Source organism: Kitasatospora sp. NPDC022785 (assembly GCF_055561295.1).
Genome location: NZ_JBVHHB010000004.1, coordinates 1 through 17,228, shown reverse-complemented (window position 1 = coordinate 17,228; position 17,228 = coordinate 1). Strand labels below are relative to the sequence as shown.

Genomic DNA, 17,228 nt, shown 5'->3' with positions numbered 1-17,228 from the left:
CGGGACCCCACCCTCGAAAGACCGGGGCCCGCAACCACCCGGGCCGGCAAAAACCGAGAAGAGACAGGCAGATGACTGAGCACGCCGCATCCCCCCGCCGCGGGGACACCCCGGCCGCCCACGCTCCCGCTCCCCAGCACGTCGTCGAGACCATGACCGGCGCCCAGTCGCTCATCCGCTCGCTGGAGGCCGTGGGCGCGGACACCGTCTTCGGCATCCCGGGCGGGGCCATCCTTCCCGCGTACGACCCGCTGATGGACTCGACCAAGGTGCGTCACATCCTGGTCCGCCACGAGCAGGGTGCCGGCCACGCCGCCACCGGTTACGCCCAGGCCACCGGCAAGGTCGGTGTCTGCATGGCCACCTCCGGCCCGGGCGCGACCAACCTGGTGACCCCGATCGCCGACGCCTACATGGACTCGGTGCCGATGGTGGCCATCACCGGGCAGGTCGCCTCCAAGGCGATCGGCACCGACGCCTTCCAGGAGGCGGACATCTGCGGCATCACGATGCCGATCACCAAGCACAACTTCCTCGTCACCGACCCGGCCGAGATCCCCCGGGTGATCTCCGAGGCGTTCCACATCGCCGCGACCGGCCGCCCCGGCCCCGTCCTGGTCGACATCGCCAAGGACGCGCTGCAGGCCACCACCACCTTCCGCTGGCCGGCCGAGACCTCGCTGCCCGGCTACCGCCCGGTGACCAAGCCGCACGCCAAGCAGATCCGCGAGGCCGCGAAGATGCTGGTCGGCGCCAAGCGCCCGGTGCTGTACGTCGGCGGCGGCGTGATCAAGGCGAACGCCACGGCCGAGCTGCGGATCCTCGCCGAGCTGACCGGCGCCCCGGTGGTCACCACCCTGATGGCGCTCGGCTCCTTCCCCGACAGCCACCCGCAGCACCTCGGCATGCCCGGCATGCACGGTTCCGTCCCGGCGGTCACCGCGCTGCAGAAGTCGGACCTGCTGTTCACCCTCGGCGCCCGCTTCGACGACCGCGTCACCGGCAAGCTGGACGGCTTCGCCCCGTACGCCAAGGTCGTCCACGCCGACATCGACCCGGCCGAGATCGGCAAGAACCGCCCGGCCGACGTGCCGATCGTCGGCGACGCCCGCGAGGTGCTGGCCGACCTGATCGTCGCCGTCCAGGCCGAGTTCGACGCCGGCCACAAGGGCGACTACGCGGACTGGTGGGTCAAGCTCAACGAGTGGAAGAAGACGTACCCGCTGGGCTACGAGCCGGCCCCGGCCGGCCAGCTCTCCCCGCAGCAGGTCATCGAGCGGATCGGCAAGCTGGTCGGCCCGGACGCGATCTACGCCGCGGGCGTCGGCCAGCACCAGATGTGGAGCTCGCAGTTCATCCAGTTCGAGAAGCCGGCCACCTGGCTCAACTCGGGCGGCGCGGGCACCATGGGCTACGCCGTCCCGGCCGCCATGGGTGCCAAGGCGGGCCGCCCGGAGACGGCGGTCTGGGCGATCGACGGCGACGGCTGCTTCCAGATGACCAACCAGGAGCTGGTCACCTGCGCCCTGAACGACATCCCGATCAAGGTCGCGGTCATCAACAACGGCTCGCTGGGCATGGTCCGCCAGTGGCAGACCCTCTTCTACAACCAGCGGTACTCCAACACCGTGCTGCACGCGGGCCCCGGCCACGACGGCATCGAGCCGCCGGCCCAGGGCACCCGGATCCCCGACTTCGTGATGCTCTCCGAGGCGATGGGCTGCGTCGGCCTGCGCTGTGAGCGCCCGGAGGACCTGGACGCGGTGATCAAGCAGGCGATGGAGATCAACGACCGCCCGGTCGTCATCGACTTCATCGTCCACCAGGACGCCATGGTCTGGCCGATGGTCGCGGCCGGCACCAGCAACGACGAGATCCAGTTCGCCAAGGGCGTGCGCCCCGACTTCGGCGACGACTCCGAGTAGCCCGTCCACCGCCACCCTTCTCACGTCCGGCTGCGCCGGGCCCCTCCGAGCGACCGAGGAACCCCAGAGACATGTCCAAGCACACCCTCTCCGTCCTGGTCGAGAACAAGCCCGGCGTGCTCGCCCGCATCGCCTCGCTGTTCTCCCGTCGGGGCTTCAACATCGACTCCCTCGCCGTCGGCCCGACGGAGCACCCGGACGTCTCCCGGATGACCATCGTGGTCAACGTCGAGGACCTCCCGCTGGAACAGGTCACGAAGCAGCTCAACAAGCTCGTCAACGTGATAAAGATCGTCGAGCTCGACCAGTCCGCTGCGATCCAGCGGGAACTGGTCCTGGTGAAGGTCCGCGCCGACAACGAGACCCGGTCGCAGATCGTCGAGATCGTCCAGCTGTTCCGCGCCAAGACGGTCGACGTGTCCCCGGACGCGGTGACCATCGAGGCCACCGGCAGCTCGGACAAGCTGGAGGCCATGCTCCGGATGCTGGAGCCGTACGGCATCAAGGAGCTGGTCCAGTCCGGTCTGGTCGCGATCGGGCGCGGAGCCCGTTCGATCACCGACCGCTCGCTGCGCGCCCTCGACCGGAGCGCGTGACCCCCGAGGACGCGGCCCGCCAGGCTCGGCCTGGAGCCCGTCTCACCCCCTGAAGCACCGCCCCACACCCCCGCCGGGTCCACGTACCGTAGGAATCGCAGTACCCGGCAAGACCATCACGCAAGGAGATGTGCCCCCGTGGCCGAGCTGTTCTACGAAGACGACGCCGACCTGTCCATCATCCAGGGCCGCAAGGTCGCGGTCATCGGCTACGGGAGCCAGGGCCACGCCCACGCGCTGTCCCTGCGCGACTCCGGCGCCGATGTCCGGGTCGGCCTGAAGCCGGAGTCGAAGTCGCGCCAGAAGGCGGAGGAGGCCGGCCTGCGCGTCGTCACCCCCGCCGAGGCCGCCGCCGAGGCCGACGTCATCATGATCCTCGTGCCGGACCCGATCCAGGCCGACGTCTACGAGGCGGACATCGCCCCGCACCTGAAGGCCGGCGACGCCCTGTTCTTCGGCCACGGCCTGAACATCCGCTTCGGCTTCATCAAGCCGCCGGCCGACGTCGACGTCTGCATGGTCGCCCCGAAGGGCCCGGGCCACCTGGTCCGCCGCCAGTACGAGGAGGGCCGCGGCGTCCCCGCGATCGTCGCGGTCGAGCAGGACGCCTCCGGCAACGCGTTCGCGCTGGCGCTGTCGTACGCCAAGGGCCTGGGCGCCACCAAGGCCGGCGTCATCAAGACCACCTTCACCGAGGAGACCGAGACCGACCTGTTCGGTGAGCAGGCCGTCCTCTGCGGTGGCACCGCCGCCCTGGTGAAGGCCGGGTTCGAGACCCTGGTCGAGGCCGGCTACCAGCCGGAGATCGCCTACTTCGAGTGCCTGCACGAGCTGAAGCTCATCGTCGACCTGATGTACGAGGGCGGCCTGGAGAAGATGCGCTGGTCGGTCTCCGAGACCGCCGAGTGGGGCGACTACGTCACCGGCCCCCGCATCATCACCGACGCCACCAAGGCCGAGATGAAGAAGGTCCTGACCGAGATCCAGGACGGCACCTTCGCCAACACCTGGATCGCCGAGTACAAGGCCGGTCTGCCCAAGTACAACGAGTACAAGAAGGCCGACGAGGACCACCTGCTGGAGACCACCGGCAAGAAGCTCCGGAAGCTGATGAGCTGGGTGAAGGAAGAGGCCTGAGCCTCCGTCCCCGCCCCAGCCGGGCTCTGCTCCGTTCCGTAGGGCCCTTGTACAACTAGGCTGCTCCCGTCCGGGTGATTTCGCCGGACGGGAGCAGCCTGGCACCCAGCCCGTCGATACACTTCCGAGTGCGCGTCAGGCCCACAGCGTCGTGCGTCTACCTACGCGGCATGCCACCTTCCCCCCGCCTTCCACGCCACCTTCGTGCCGGGGAGAACCGGACAGTTAAGGACCACACTGTCGTGAGCACTGTGACATCCAAAAACGCCGTTGTACTGATCGCCGAAGAGCTGTCGCCCGCCACCGTCGACGCCCTCGGGCCCGACTTCGAGATCCGCCACTGCAACGGTGCCGACCGCACCGAGCTGCTGACCGCGATCGCCGACGTGGACGCCATCCTGATCCGCTCCGCCACCAAGGTGGACGCGGAGGCGCTCGCCGCCGCCCGCAAGCTCAAGGTGGTCGCCCGGGCCGGCGTCGGCCTGGACAACGTGGACGTCTCCGCCGCCACCAAGGCCGGCGTGATGGTCGTCAACGCGCCGACCTCCAACATCGTCACCGCCGCCGAGCTCGCCTGTGGCCTGCTGATCTCGGTCGCCCGCAACATCGCGCCCGCCAACGCCGCGCTCAAGCAGGGCGAGTGGAAGCGCAACAAGTACACCGGCGTCGAGCTGAGCGAGAAGGTCCTCGGCGTCGTCGGCCTCGGCCGGATCGGCGTGCTGGTCGCCCAGCGGATGTCCGCGTTCGGCATGAAGATCGTCGCGTACGACCCCTACATCCAGGCCGCCCGCGCCGCGCAGATGGGCGTCAAGCTGGTCTCGCTGGAGGAGCTGCTGGAGGTCTCGGACTTCATCACCGTCCACCTCCCCAAGACCCCGGAGACCATCGGCCTGATCGGCGACGAGGCGCTGCACAAGGTCAAGCCGACCGTCCGCATCGTCAACGCCGCCCGCGGCGGCATCGTGGACGAGGCCGCGCTCGCCGGCGCCCTGCGCGACGGCCGGGTGGCCGGCGCCGGCCTGGACGTGTACGCGAAGGAGCCGTGCACCGACTCCCCGCTGTTCGCCTTCGACAACGTGGTCGCCACCCCGCACCTGGGCGCCTCCACCGACGAGGCGCAGGAGAAGGCCGGCATCGCGGTCGCCAAGTCCGTGCGCCTGGCGCTGGCCGGCGAGCTGGTCCCGGACGCGGTCAACGTCCAGGGCGGCGTGATCGCCGAGGACGTCCGCCCGGGCCTGCCGCTGGCGGAGAAGCTCGGCCGGATCTTCACCGCGCTGGCCGGCGAGGTGGCCGTCCGGCTCGACGTCGAGGTCCGTGGCGAGATCACCCAGCACGACGTCAAGGTGCTCGAACTGTCCGCCCTCAAGGGCGTGTTCGAGGACGTGGTGGCGGAGACGGTGTCCTACGTCAACGCCCCGCTGTTCGCCCAGGAGCGCGGTGTCGAGGTGCGTCTGACCACCTCCAGCGAGAGCCCCGAGCACCGCAACGTGATCACCGTTCGCGGCACCCTGGCCGACGGCAGCGAGATCGCCATCTCCGGCACCCTGGCCGGCCCGAAGCAGACCCAGAAGATCGTCGGTGTGGACGCCTTCGACGTGGACGTCGCGCTCACCGACCACATGGCGTTCTTCAAGTACGAGGACCGCCCGGGCGTGGTCGGCGTCCTCGGCCGCCACCTCGGCGACGCCGGCATCAACATCGCCGGCATGCAGGTGGCCCGCGACGGCAGCGGCGCACTGGCCTCCATCACCGTGGACAGCCAGATCCCGCAGGACGTGCTGTCCGCGATCGCCGCCGAGATCGGCGCCCGCTTCGCCCGCTCGGTCGACCTGGGCGCCTGATTCCAGAGGCTCCCGCAGGGCCCGGACCACCGTTCGCCGGTGGTCCGGGCCCTGTTGCGTGCCCGCGGACGACTCCCGTCTCAGATAGTAGGAAATCCAAGTATTCGTGGAGACACGGCAGGGCCGGGGTCGTACCGTGGAAGAGCCATACGGTGCGCCGCCCCTGTAGCCAGGGTGTGCGGCCCGTGTGTCGCTGTGCGCCCGACGGGCAGGCGATCCCTGCTCCGCGTGCCCTCCCGCCGCCCACCAGTCCTTCCTGCGGCGTGCTTCGCACGGCACCCCTTGTGCCCCACCCTCTGCGCCCCCCTTGCGCATTCGACTCAAGGAGCCCGGTATGCCCCTCACCGCGGACCGCCACGCCACTCCCGCCCCCGCCGCCACCCCCGCCCGCACCCCGCGCCGGCGCCGTGCGGCCGAGCGGCCGCCCTTCGCGGCCGACGCCCTGCAGCGCGCCCTGGACCGCCGCGACAACGGCGGCGTGACCGGGCACCTCTGAGCCTCTCCCGGGCGGGTGGCTCCCGCGCGTGGCGTTCATCCGCCGAATAGCCCGGACGGGCTGACGGCGCGTCACCCGGGAGAGTGCAAGTAGCGCCCGTTGGAGGGAAGTTGCTCGCACTCTCCGGTGCGGTCTCCTATATGTGGGGCCCCGGAGGGGTGATCGACGTCCGCGCGGGCGGGCGTCAGCGACACGGCGTGCGGATCAGTTCCCCTTGCCGGGGGAGAGGGCCCAGTGCGTCAGCCACCCGTCCGTCGTCCGATCGCCAGGATCGGACTCACCCTGGCCCTGCTGGCGGGGCCGGTGCTGCTCACCGCGGCCCCGGCGGCCGGCAGTCCACCGACGAGTCCGCCGGCTCCGGACGCCCCGCCCGGGCGCTCCGCCTCCGTCCTGCTGGAACTCGCCACCGAGGCGGCCGGACCGGCCTGGCGGCGGGCGGCCGCCGAGGCGCGGCGGAGCCTGCGCTCGCCGGAGGTCGTCCGCCGGGAGGCCGCGCAGGCCGGCGCCGGGCAGCGGTCGCGCGCCTCCGACGCGCTCGACCGGCTCGCCGGCGCCGTCCACGACGCGGCGCCCACCGCCCGCGAGCTCTACCGCACCCGTACCCTGCTCACCGGTCTCGCCGTCACCGTGCCCGCCGACCGGCTGCCCGCCCTGCGCGCGCTGCCGGGAGTCCGGGCCGTCCACCCGATCGTCCGCAAGCAGCGGGACAACGCCTACTCCGTGCCGCTCACCGGCGCACCCGCGGTGTGGTCCGGCCCCTCCGCGGACGGCGGGGCCGGCGGCAACACCGGGCAGGGCGTGCGGATCGGCGTCATCGACAGCGGCATCGACTACACCCACGCCGACTTCGGCGGCCCCGGCACCGAGGAGGCCTTCCGGGCCGTCGACGGCGCCAAGCCCGCCCCCGCGGACCTCTTCCCCAACGCCAAGGTGGTCGGCGGCAGGGACCTGGTGGGCGACGACTACAACCCGGACCCGTCCGCCCCGCACTACCAGCCCGACCCGCACCCCGACGCCAACCCGATCGACTGCGCGCTCAACGGCCACGGCACCCACGTCGCCGGCACCGCCGCCGGGCTCGGCGTCACCGCCGACGGCCACCCGTACACCGGCCCCTACCGGCCCGGCCTCGACCCGGCCGGCTTCAAGGTCGGCCCCGGCGCCGCACCCGGCGCCCAGCTGTACGCGATCCGCGTCTTCGGCTGCGACGGCGCGACCGACCAGCTCGCCCAGGCCCTCGACGTCGCCGCCGACCCGGACGGCGACGGCGACCTCGGCGACCGGCTCGACGTCGTCAACCTCTCCCTCGGCAGCCGCTTCGGCTCCACCGACGACGCCGACGCCGTCGCCGTCGACCACCTCGCCGAACTGGGCACCCTGGTGGTCGCGGCAGTCGGCAACGAGGGCGACCTCTACGGCATCGGCGGCAGCCCGGGCACCGCCGCCCGGGCCCTCGCCGTCGCCGCCTCGGTCGACGCGCACAGCGACGCCGACGGCCTCACCGTGCTCGGCCCCGAACCGCTCGCCGGCACCGTCCCGGCCCACTGGAGCGGCCGCTACCAGGGCTGGTCCACCGCCGACGTGGCCGGCCGGCTGGCCCTGCCCGCCGACCAGGCCGACGGCTGCACCGCCTTCACCGAGGCCGACAGGCAGCGGCTCGCCGGCAGGATCGCCGTGCTCGCCTGGCGCACCCGGGAGTCCGAACGCGCCTGCGGCTCCGGCCCGCGCGCCGACCATGCCGCCGACGCCGGCGCGATCGGCGCCCTGCTCGCCGCCGACGACGACCACCTCGCCGAGATCGCCGGCAACGACCGCATCCCCGTCGCCCTGCTCGCCCACGCCGACGGCGAACGGCTGCGCCAGGGAGCGGCGGACGGCCCGGTCGACATCCGTCTGGCCGCGCCCGGCAACCCGCTGCACGGCGTCGTCTCCCAGGACCAGCCGCAGCGCACCGACACCCTCACCGACTTCACCTCGCGCGGCATCGGCGTGCCCGGCGTGGTCAAGCCCGACCTGGCCGCGCCCGGCGAGACCATCTGGTCCGCCAAGGCCGGCAGCGGCGGCGGGGGCCAGCGCGAGGACGGCACCTCGATGGCCACCCCGCACGTCGCCGGCCTCGCCGCCCTCGTCCGCGCCGCCCACCCCGACTGGACGGTCGAGCAGCTCAAGGCCGCGCTGATGAACACCGCCGGGGACACCTGGCTCGGCGACGGCGGCACCGGCCCGGTCTACGGCCCCGAGCGCACCGGCGCCGGACGGGCCCGGGTCGACGCCGCCGTCCGCACCCCCGCCGTCGCCTACGCGGCCGGTGAGGGCGCGGTCCAGGGCAGCGTCGGCGTCTCCTTCGGGGTGGTGGCGGTCGGCGGGGCGCCCGGCGAAGCCCGCGGGACGGAGGCCCGCGAGGTCGAGGTCCGCAACCTCTCCGGCGCCGCCGTGGCCTACCGCACCGGCTACGCGGCCGCCACCGAACTGCCCGGCGCCCACTACGAGATCACCCCCGAGCGGATCGACGTCCCGGCCGGCGGCACCGCCCGCGTCCGGGTCACCCTGGTCGTCCCCGGGGCGCTCGGCCGCACCCCCGACCCGACCATCGCCACCCTCCAGGGCGGCCAGGCCCGCAGCTACCGGGGCGAACTCTCCGGCCGGCTGCTGCTCACCCCCGAGTCCGACGCCACCCTGCCGGCGCTGCGGGTCCCCGTCCTCGCCGCCCCCCGGCCCGCCTCCGAGCTCAGCGCGGCCGCCCCGATCCGCACCATCCGCTCCGGCGCGTTCGTCCCTCTCGGCGGCACCGGGGCCCCCGGCGAACAGCCCGGCCTGCTCAGCGCGTTCGCCCTCGGCGGCGAGGGCGCCCGCTGGCCCGACTGCCCGCCCGGCAGCGGCGCCGCCGTCGGCCCCGGCGCCGGCATCGTCCCCGAGGAGAGCACCGAACCGCAGGCCCCGCAGGACGTCTGCGTCGAACGCGCCGGGGACCGGGGCGCCAACCTGCGCGCCGTCGGAGCCGCCTCCGACGCGCCCGCCGTGGGCGACGGGCAGGGCACGCTCTACCTCGCCGCCCAGGTCTGGGCCCCCGCCACCACCCCGGTCGGTGTCTTCGCCGTCCGGGCCTCGCTCGACACCGACGGGGACGGCACCACGGACGTCTTCGTCAAGGCCGACCGGCAGCGGGGCAGCGACGTGCTGGTCGCCCGCACGGTGGACGCCCGCACGGGCACCGAGCTGGACGTCCAGCCGCTCAACGCCCGCTGGGGCGACACCGACACCGAACTGCTCGACAGTGACGTGCTGGTGCTCCCCGTCCGGCTGAGCGTCCTGCCCGGCGTGAAGGCCGGCCACAGCACCGTGCGCTACGGCCTCTGGACGGGCGCCGCGACCGCCGGCAAGCCCGACCCGGCCGAGGCCTTCTCCGCCATCGGCCTGCGCGGCACCCGGCCCACCCTCACCGTCGACGTCCTCCACCCCGCCCTCGACGTCCGCACCGGCCCCGGCGGCCCCGCCGCGGTGGCGGCGCCGCTTCCCCCGGGCAGCGTCCTCGACGTCCGCCGGGCCGACGGGGACACCTCGCGCCTGCTGCTCCTGCACCACTTCAACCGCGACGGCCGGCGGGGCCAGATCCTGAACCTGCCCTGACGCCCCGCCCCCGCCCACGGAGCCGCCGCCCCGGCGAGGGGCGGCGGCTCCGTGCTGCCCCGCCCCGCGCCCGGAGCAACCGGGTCGGCGCGACCTCCGGCCCATGTTCCTCCCGGAGGCCTCCACTCCTCCCGTCACTGCCGCTCGGCCGTCCTGCGGCGGACCCGGCGCGGTGTCCGGGTGGGCCGGTGGCGGAGGCGGCCGAAGACGGCGGTGAGGGTGGTGACCGCGGCGGAGGCGAGGGCGACGGTGAGGCCCTCGGTGAGGCCGGGCGGGCGGAAGGAGCAGGTGATCCGGTCGGCGCCCGGCCCGAGCGGGACGCCGATCATGCCCAGGACGGACCGCGGCGCCGCGTACGGGCCGCCGCCGGCCGAGCAGGTCCAGCCGGTGGTGGCCGGGACGGAGAGCAGCGCGGTCCCGGTGCTGCCCTGCGGGAGGGAGGCGGTGAGGGCGTGTCCGCCCGCGGTGACCCCGGTGGCACCGGTGGCGGTGAGCCGCGCGACGGCGGCGTCCAGGGCGCCGGGCCGCAGGCAGCCCACCGGCCGGGCGGGGACCTGGGTGACGGTGTCCGCGCGAAGCACCACCCGGACGACGCCGTCGGCCGGCACCGGCCCCAGCAGGTGGACGGGCACGGCCGTGGTCGGCTGCTCGCCGTCGCTGCGGTAGGCGGTGCCGAGGCCGCTCACCGTGCCGTCGAACCAGACCCCGTGGAAGTACGCGGTGCCGCCCGGCGTGCAGACCACGGTGAACGCGGTGCCGTCCGAGCCGGCCGGGGTGGCGGGGACGGACCAGCCGCTGCTGCCGTGCGCGGCCGGCGCCGGGCCGCCGGCCGGGACGGGCTCGGGCGCGTCGTACACCCGGCTGCCGAGCAGCGACTCCTGCCGGGACCACACCGAGGAGGTGTCGGTCGCCGCCCCCGGTGGCAGGACGGTGACCAGCGGGGGAGCGGCGGCCCGGCCGACGGTGAAGCCGTCCGGCGGGGGCCCGTCGGCGAGGTGGGTGCGGACGGCGAACAGGGCCTGTCCGACCGGGTCGGTGACGCTCTCGGTCTGCCGCCCGCCGGCCGTCCAGCCCGCGCCGAGGTCGTGCAGCAGCAGCGCGGTGACGGTGGGCAGGTAGCCGCTGGAATAGCCGCCGCCCTGGCCGTCGAGCAGCAGCGGGTCGTTCCGGGTGAAGGCGTGCGGGCCGGGGTCGGCGCGGGCGCGTGGCCAGTCGGCGGCCTGTTGCAGGGCCGCGTACCCGGCCCGGACGGGCGCCCCGGAGGCGGTGCCGGAGGCCGGGGTGCCCAGCGCGGTGTACGAGGACCAGATCGCGCCGCCGAGCACCACGCAGCCCAGCGCCACCGTGGCCGCGGCGCCCGCCCGCCGGTCGGTGTGCCGGTGGTCCAGCGTCCGGAGCGCGGCGATCAGGACGGCCCCGCCGACCGTCAGCGGCACCCAGGCGGACGCCCGCACCGAGTGCCGGCCCGCGGCGACGGCGGCCACCAGCAGCACCACCGCGGCCCCGCCGAGCAGGGTCGGGGTGTCCGGCCGGTGCGCCAGCGAGACCCAGCCGGCCAGCACCAGCAGGCCGCTGAGCGCGAAGGCCACCCGGTAGGGGCCACCGGCCGGGATCGCCAGGCCGTGCCAGACCAGGACGGTGGGCGTCCAGACGAAGCTGAGCACGACGAGCACCATCAGCCCGCACCAGGCGATCCGTTCACGGGCCCGCACCCGGCGGTTGAACGGCAGCCCGGCCACCAGCAGCAGGCCGAACAGGCCGACGGAGACGTCCGGGACGGGCGGGCCGCCGTGGGTGCCCGGCAGCAGCTGGGCCAGGTGCCCGCCGAGCCCGGACGGGCCGAGCGGCTGCACCGGGGACTCCGGCTGGGCCTCCTGTGCGGCCCGCACGGCGACGAAGAGGACGGGCGCGGCGAGCAGCACCCCGGCGACGGCCATGGTGACGGCCCGGCCGGTCACCCGGACGAGTGTCCTGAACGGCCGCCGGACGGCCGGCAGACGGACCGCGAGCACCAGGCCGGCCGTGATGGTGGCCATCGCGGCGGTGTAGAGGTTCCCCGCCCAGGCGAGCGCGACGCAGAGGGTGCCGGCCACCCAGCGCCGCTCGCGCAGGCACCAGTCGCCGGCCAGGACGAGCAGCGGCAGCGAGACCAGGCCCCAGAGCCACATCGGGGCCGTCCCGCCGACGGTCGGCACCCAGGCGCAGAGCCCGTAGCCGACGGCGACGAGCGCCCGCAGCCAGTGCGGCCCGGCGTGCAGCCGCCCCAGCGCGTACGTCATCAGGCCGGTGCCGAGCCCGATGCTGAGGAGCTCCACCAGGAACACCGCGAACTGCCCCTGGCTGCGCGGCAGCAGGACCGTGAGCCAGGAGAACGGGTTCATCAGGTAGGCGAAGAAGTCGGCGAGGAACGGCGCCCCGTAGCCGCTGTTCCAGTTGAACAGCAGGTCGCCGGGGGAGCGCCCGTGCACGAGGTCCCAGAGCTGGGCGTGGAACGGCACCGCCGTCTGCGCCGACTCCGGCGGCCACGCCCCGCGCAGCCCGGCCGCCACGGCGTACCCGGCCATCCCCAGCCCGGCCCCCACCGCGCAGACCCGTGCCTCGCGCCACCGCGCGTCCATGGGTGTTTCACCCCGTTCTGCGAGGATTCTCCGAACCAGATCCCCGCGAGCATAAGGGCGCCCTGGGTGCGAGTGGTGTCTCACGCGCTCCCTCGCGGGAGGGACGTGCGGACGAACTCGGCCGAGTAGCTGCCGGCATCCCGCACTTCTGGTGGGTGGAGGGTGACGACGAGGGGCGCCCGGTCGTCCACACCTACGAGCTCGACCCGGCCGCTATGTCCTACGGTCTGACCGGGATCCACCACAAGCAGCTGAAGATCGAACGGCCGTTCCCGGTCGGCATCGACCTCACCTGACCGTTCGTCCGGATAGTGGACACGAGGTGTCAGCCCCTGGGACGGCGGAGTAGGGTCCGAGCATGTCTCGCACCATTCGTCTCGCAGTTGTCCCCGGTGACGGAATCGGCCAGGAAGTGGTGGCCGAAGGCCTCAAGGTCCTCGGTGCCGCACTGCCCGCCGACGTGAAGCTGGAGACGACCGAGTACGACCTCGGCGCCCGGCGCTACCACCGCACCGGCGAGACGCTGCCGGACGGCGTGCTGGCGGAGCTGAAGGGCCACGACGCGATCCTGCTCGGCGCCATCGGCGACCCGAGCGTGCCGTCGGGCGTGCTGGAGCGCGGGCTGCTGCTGAAGCTGCGGTTCGCCTTCGACCACCACATCAACCTGCGCCCAGGCCGGCTCTTCCCCGGCGTGAAGTCGCCGCTGGCCGGCGAGCCGGCCATCGACTTCGTGGTCGTCCGCGAGGGCACCGAGGGCCCGTACGTCGGCAACGGCGGCACGCTGCGCACCGGGACCGAGCACGAGGTGGCGACCGAGGTCAGCCTCAACACCGCGTACGGCATCGAGCGGGTCGTCCGGGACGCCTACCGCCGGGCCCAGGCGCGCCCGCGCAAGAAGCTCACGCTCGTCCACAAGAACAACGTGCTGGTGCACGCCGGTCACCTGTGGACCCGGATCTTCGAGCAGGTCGGCCGGGAGTTCCCCGAGGTCACCACCGACTACCTGCACGTCGACGCGGCGACCATCTTCTTCGTCACCCAGCCCGAGCGGTTCGACGTCATCGTCACCGACAACCTGTTCGGCGACATCCTGACCGACCTGGCCGCCGCCGTCACCGGTGGCATCGGCCTCGCGGCCAGCGGCAACATCAACCCCAGCGGCGACTTCCCGTCGATGTTCGAGCCCGTGCACGGCTCGGCGCCGGACATCGCGGGCCAGGGCAAGGCCGACCCGACCGCCACCGTGCTCTCGGTCGCCATGCTGCTGGAGCACCTCGGCTTCGCCGCCGAGGCCGCCAAGGTCGAGGCCGCGGTCGCCGCGGACCTCGCCGACCGCGCCGGCACCCGTACGACCTCCCAGGTCGGCGACGCGCTCGCCGACCGAGTATCCGGCTAGCGGGCCGGAACCGACGAGTGGTGTTCCGGCTAGCGGGCCGGAACCGACGAGCGGTGTTCCGGCTAGCGGGCCGGAACCGACACCACGTGTTCCGGCTGACGGGCCGGACCGCATAACGACAGCTTGCAGCTCCCCAAGGAGCCCGCGACTGTTCGGCACGGCCCTCTGGATGCGAGTATCGACAGTGGGCCGTGCCGTCGTGCGTTCGTTCGCCGAAACGTTCACCCGACGGAGGCGGCCCGGACCAACCCCACGGTGAAGGACACACAGCCATGAGCACGCCCACCCAGGCGCCCATCACGTTCGACCTCAAGCCCTCCGCCCACCCGCTGTCCGACGCGGAGCGCGAGGCCCGGCTGACCAACCCCGGCTTCGGACGCATCTTCACCGACCACATGGTCACCATCCGCTGGACCGAGGGCCTGGGCTGGCACGATGCCCAGCTGGCGCCGTACGCGCCGCTGGAGATCGACCCGGCGAACATGACGCTCCATTACGGCCAGGCGATCTTCGAGGGCCTCAAGGCGTACCGCCAGACCGACGGTTCGATCTCCACCTTCCGCCCGGAGGCCAACGCCGCCCGCTTCCAGGCCTCCGCCCGCCGTCTGGCGATGCCGGAGCTGCCGGTCGAGACCTTCGTCGAGGCGGTCGAGCTGCTGGTCCAGCAGGAGCAGGGCTGGGTCCCGAACGAGCCGGAGCAGAGCCTCTACCTCCGGCCGTTCATGTTCGCGACCGAGGTCGGCCTGGGTGTCCGCCCGGCCAACTCCTACCTCTTCATGATCATTGCCTCGCCGGCCGGTGCCTACTTCCCCGGTGGCGTCAAGCCCGTCTCGGTCTGGCTCTCCGAGGACTACGTCCGCGCCGCGCCGGGCGGCACCGGTGCCGCCAAGTGCGCCGGCAACTACGCCGCGTCCCTGGTCGCCCAGGCCGAGGCCGCCGCCAAGGGCTGCGACCAGGTCGTCTGGCTCGACGCCGCCGAGCACCGGTGGATCGAGGAGATGGGCGGCATGAACCTGTACTTCGTCTTCGGCGAGGGCAAGGACGCGAAGATCGTCACCCCCGAGCTCTCCGGCGCGCTGCTGCCCGGCATCACCCGCGACTCGCTGCTCCAGCTCGCCGCCGACCTCGGCTACGCGGTCGAGGAGCGGAAGATCTCCACCGAGGAGTGGCGCCGGGGCAACGCCGACGGCACCCTCACCGAGGTCTTCGCCTGCGGCACCGCGGCCGTCATCACCCCTGTCGGCTCGGTCAAGTCGGTCGGCGGCGACTGGACGGTCGGCACCGGCGAGCCCGGCCCGGTCACCATGGAGCTGCGCAGGACCCTGCTCGCGATCCAGGGCGGCCAGGCCCCCGACACCCACGGCTGGCTGCACAAGATCGTCTGATTCGGCACCCCGTCCGGCCTGTGCTGTTTCGGATACCGAGACGGCCGGGCCGGACTCCGGACCGGTGTGCCACACTGCGAACGTGTCCTCGCTTTCGCTGATTATTGGCAGCAGGCGCGCCGGTCCGCAGTGACCGCTTCCGCAGTACCCGATGCGGAGCGACCACCAGCGTCCAGACCCGCGCGCAGACCTCTCGCACCCGCGAGGGGTCTTTTCGCTTTTTGGGCTCAGCCCCAATCGGCACAGTGCCCGGACCGGCCGAAGCCCCCACAAGGGGCCGAGGGACACCGGGTGCGCGCGGGATGCTGGACAGTGGAGCCGGGTCCCCGAAACCGGCAGAGCACTACCGACTCGATACAAGGAGTCCCCATGGCCGAGGCCAGCCGTACCGACGACAGCTTCCACGTCTTCGACACCACCCTGCGCGACGGCGCGCAGCGGGAGGGCATCAACCTCACGGTGGCCGACAAGCTGGCCATCGCCCGGCACCTGGACGAGTTCGGCGTCGGCTTCATCGAGGGCGGCTGGCCGGGCGCCAACCCGCGCGACACCGAGTTCTTCGCCCGGGCCGCCGCCGAACTGGACCTCCGCAACGCCCAGCTGGTCGCGTTCGGCGCCACCCGCCGGGCCGGCGGCAAGGCGGCCGAGGACCCGCAGCTGGCCGCCCTCGTCACCTCGGGCGCGCCGGTCGTCACCCTGGTCGCCAAGGCGCACGACCGGCACGTCGAACTGGCGCTGCGCACCACCCTGGACGAGAACCTGGAGATGATCCGGGACAGCGTGGCCCACCTGCGCTCCCAGGGCCGGCGGGTCTTCATCGACTGCGAGCACTTCTTCGACGGCTACAAGGCCAACCGCGCGTACGCCCTCGCGGTGGTCCGCGCCGCCCACGAGGCCGGCGCCGACGTGGTGGTGCTCTGCGACACCAACGGCGGGATGCTCCCGGCCGGTGTCCGCGACATCGTCGCCGACGTCCTCGCCGACTGCCACACCTACAAGCCCGGCGCCCGGCTCGGCATCCACGCCCAGGACGACACCGGTTGCGCGGTGGCCAACACCCTGGCCGCGGTGGACGCCGGCGCCACCCACGTCCAGTGCACCGCCAACGGCTACGGCGAGCGGGTGGGCAACGCCAACCTGTTCCCGGTGGTCGGCGCGCTGGAGATCAAGTACGACCGCCGGGTGCTGCCGGCCGGCAGCCTGGCCGAGATGACCCGGATCTCCCACGCCATCGCCGAGGTGGTCAACCTGACCCCCTCCACGCACCAGCCCTACGTCGGGTTCTCCGCCTTCGCCCACAAGGCCGGCCTGCACGCCTCGGCGATCAAGGTCGACCCGGACCTCTACCAGCACATCGACCCGGAGACGGTCGGCAACACCATGCGGATGCTGGTCTCCGACATGGCGGGCCGCGCCTCGGTCGAGCTCAAGGGCAAGGAGCTGGGCTACGACCTCTCCACCGACCGGGACCTCGCCGGCAGGGTGGTCGCCAGGGTCAAGGAGCAGGAGAGCCTCGGCTACACCTACGAGTCCGCCGACGCCTCCTTCGAGCTGCTGCTCCGCGACGAGGTCCGCGGCAGCCGCGAGCGCTTCTACAGCCTGGAGTCCTGGCGGACCATCAGCGAGCAGGGGCCGGGGGGGTCCACCGGGCCGGAGGCCGGGGGAGGATTCACGGGCAACGAGGCGACCGTCAAGCTCTGGGCAAAGGGCGAGCGGCGGATCGCCACCGGTGAGGGCAACGGCCCGGTCGACGCGCTGGACAAGGCGCTGCGCACCGCGCTGGAGCGGATCTACCCGCAGCTGGCCACGTTGGAGCTGGTGGACTACAAGGTCCGCATCCTGGAGGGCCAGCACGGCACCGGCTCCAAGACCCGGGTGCTGATCGAGTCCACCGACGGCACCGCCAGCTGGTCCACCGTCGGGGTGGCCGACAACGTGGTCGCCGCCTCCTGGCTGGCCCTGGAGGACGCGTACACCTACGGCCTGATCCGCGCCGGCCTGGAGCCCACCGAGTAAGGGGCTGCACGCGGCAGCGGGCGCACGCCCACGGCCCACGGACTCCCCCAGGGTCCGTGGGCCGCGTCGTCCCGTGTTACGGCCCGCCCAGGGCCTAGCGGAGGCGGGCGAGGAGGGCGTGTTCGACGAGGGTGATGAGGGCGCTCTTGGCGCTGTCGCGCCGTCGGGCGTCGAGGGTGACGACGGGGGTG

At 73.3% G+C, this 17,228-nt stretch carries 11 protein-coding genes and 1 pseudogene; 10 read left to right on the top strand and 2 right to left on the bottom strand.

Annotated elements, in window-relative coordinates; all coding sequences use genetic code 11:
* Positions 1-71: 71 nt before the first annotated feature.
* The 6 genes from ACZ3YO_RS07975 (at position 72) to ACZ3YO_RS07950 (ending at position 9,622) form a co-directional block, all read left to right on the top strand.
* Positions 72-1,925: an acetolactate synthase large subunit gene (locus ACZ3YO_RS07975; RefSeq protein ID WP_465566349.1), complete on the top strand. Its 1,854-nt coding sequence runs from the start codon at positions 72-74 to the stop codon at positions 1,923-1,925.
* 71 nt (positions 1,926-1,996) lie between these two features.
* Positions 1,997-2,521: an acetolactate synthase small subunit gene (ilvN, locus tag ACZ3YO_RS07970; protein ID WP_329927879.1), complete on the top strand. Its 525-nt coding sequence runs from the start codon at positions 1,997-1,999 to the stop codon at positions 2,519-2,521.
* A 138-nt stretch (positions 2,522-2,659) separates the two neighbouring features.
* Positions 2,660-3,658: a ketol-acid reductoisomerase gene (gene ilvC, locus ACZ3YO_RS07965; RefSeq protein WP_396326078.1), complete on the top strand. Its 999-nt coding sequence runs from the start codon at positions 2,660-2,662 to the stop codon at positions 3,656-3,658.
* 251 nt (positions 3,659-3,909) lie between these two features.
* The gene (gene serA / locus ACZ3YO_RS07960) at positions 3,910-5,499 is read left to right on the top strand and encodes a phosphoglycerate dehydrogenase (protein WP_465567170.1); all 1,590 of its coding nucleotides are present in this window, start codon (positions 3,910-3,912) and stop codon (positions 5,497-5,499) included.
* Positions 5,500-5,833: 334 nt separating this feature from the next.
* Positions 5,834-5,995, top strand: a complete 162-nt coding sequence (locus ACZ3YO_RS07955; RefSeq protein WP_396326079.1) for a hypothetical protein — start codon at positions 5,834-5,836, stop codon at positions 5,993-5,995.
* A gap of 234 nt (positions 5,996-6,229) precedes the next feature.
* Complete coding sequence (locus ACZ3YO_RS07950; protein ID WP_465566345.1) at positions 6,230-9,622, top strand: S8 family peptidase; 3,393 nt, start codon at positions 6,230-6,232, stop codon at positions 9,620-9,622.
* Positions 9,623-9,756: 134 nt separating this feature from the next.
* On the opposite strand, the gene ACZ3YO_RS07945 is transcribed toward ACZ3YO_RS07950, so the two are convergent.
* A complete protein-coding gene (locus ACZ3YO_RS07945; protein ID WP_465566343.1) occupies positions 9,757-12,240 on the bottom strand; it encodes a YfhO family protein in 2,484 nt (827 codons plus the stop codon).
* A gap of 155 nt (positions 12,241-12,395) precedes the next feature.
* Here ACZ3YO_RS07945 and ACZ3YO_RS07940 point away from each other — a divergent pair, with 155 nt between their 5' ends.
* From ACZ3YO_RS07940 to cimA, 4 genes are all read left to right on the top strand, one after another.
* Complete coding sequence (locus ACZ3YO_RS07940; RefSeq protein ID WP_465566340.1) at positions 12,396-12,536, top strand: hypothetical protein; 141 nt, start codon at positions 12,396-12,398, stop codon at positions 12,534-12,536.
* Between the two features lie 62 nt (positions 12,537-12,598).
* The gene (locus tag ACZ3YO_RS07935; RefSeq protein WP_465566337.1) at positions 12,599-13,636 is read left to right on the top strand and encodes a 3-isopropylmalate dehydrogenase; all 1,038 of its coding nucleotides are present in this window, start codon (positions 12,599-12,601) and stop codon (positions 13,634-13,636) included.
* 272 nt (positions 13,637-13,908) lie between these two features.
* Positions 13,909-15,021, top strand: coding sequence for a branched-chain amino acid aminotransferase (locus tag ACZ3YO_RS07930; protein ID WP_465554380.1), 1,113 nt, complete (start codon positions 13,909-13,911; stop codon positions 15,019-15,021).
* Positions 15,022-15,390: 369 nt separating this feature from the next.
* On the top strand, positions 15,391-17,037 hold the full coding sequence (gene cimA / locus ACZ3YO_RS07925) for a citramalate synthase (protein ID WP_465566334.1): 1,647 nt from the start codon (positions 15,391-15,393) through the stop codon (positions 17,035-17,037).
* A 94-nt stretch (positions 17,038-17,131) separates the two neighbouring features.
* Here cimA and ACZ3YO_RS07920 read toward each other — a convergent pair.
* Positions 17,132-17,228, bottom strand: a pseudogene (locus ACZ3YO_RS07920) (ATP-binding protein); the annotation flags it as partial.

Excerpts from the sequence above, each read along its gene's own strand:
- ACZ3YO_RS07975 (WP_465566349.1), top strand. The coding sequence starts at position 72 with ATGACTGAGCACGCCGCATCCCCCCGCCGCGGGGACACCCCGGCCGCC.
- ACZ3YO_RS07945 (WP_465566343.1), bottom strand. The coding sequence starts at position 12,240 with ATGGACGCGCGGTGGCGCGAGGCACGGGTCTGCGCGGTGGGGGCCGGG.
- ACZ3YO_RS07955 (WP_396326079.1), top strand. The coding sequence starts at position 5,834 with ATGCCCCTCACCGCGGACCGCCACGCCACTCCCGCCCCCGCCGCCACC.
- ACZ3YO_RS07935 (WP_465566337.1), top strand. The coding sequence starts at position 12,599 with ATGTCTCGCACCATTCGTCTCGCAGTTGTCCCCGGTGACGGAATCGGC.
- ilvN (WP_329927879.1), top strand. The coding sequence starts at position 1,997 with ATGTCCAAGCACACCCTCTCCGTCCTGGTCGAGAACAAGCCCGGCGTG.
- cimA (WP_465566334.1), top strand. The coding sequence starts at position 15,391 with ATGGCCGAGGCCAGCCGTACCGACGACAGCTTCCACGTCTTCGACACC.
- ACZ3YO_RS07930 (WP_465554380.1), top strand. The coding sequence starts at position 13,909 with ATGAGCACGCCCACCCAGGCGCCCATCACGTTCGACCTCAAGCCCTCC.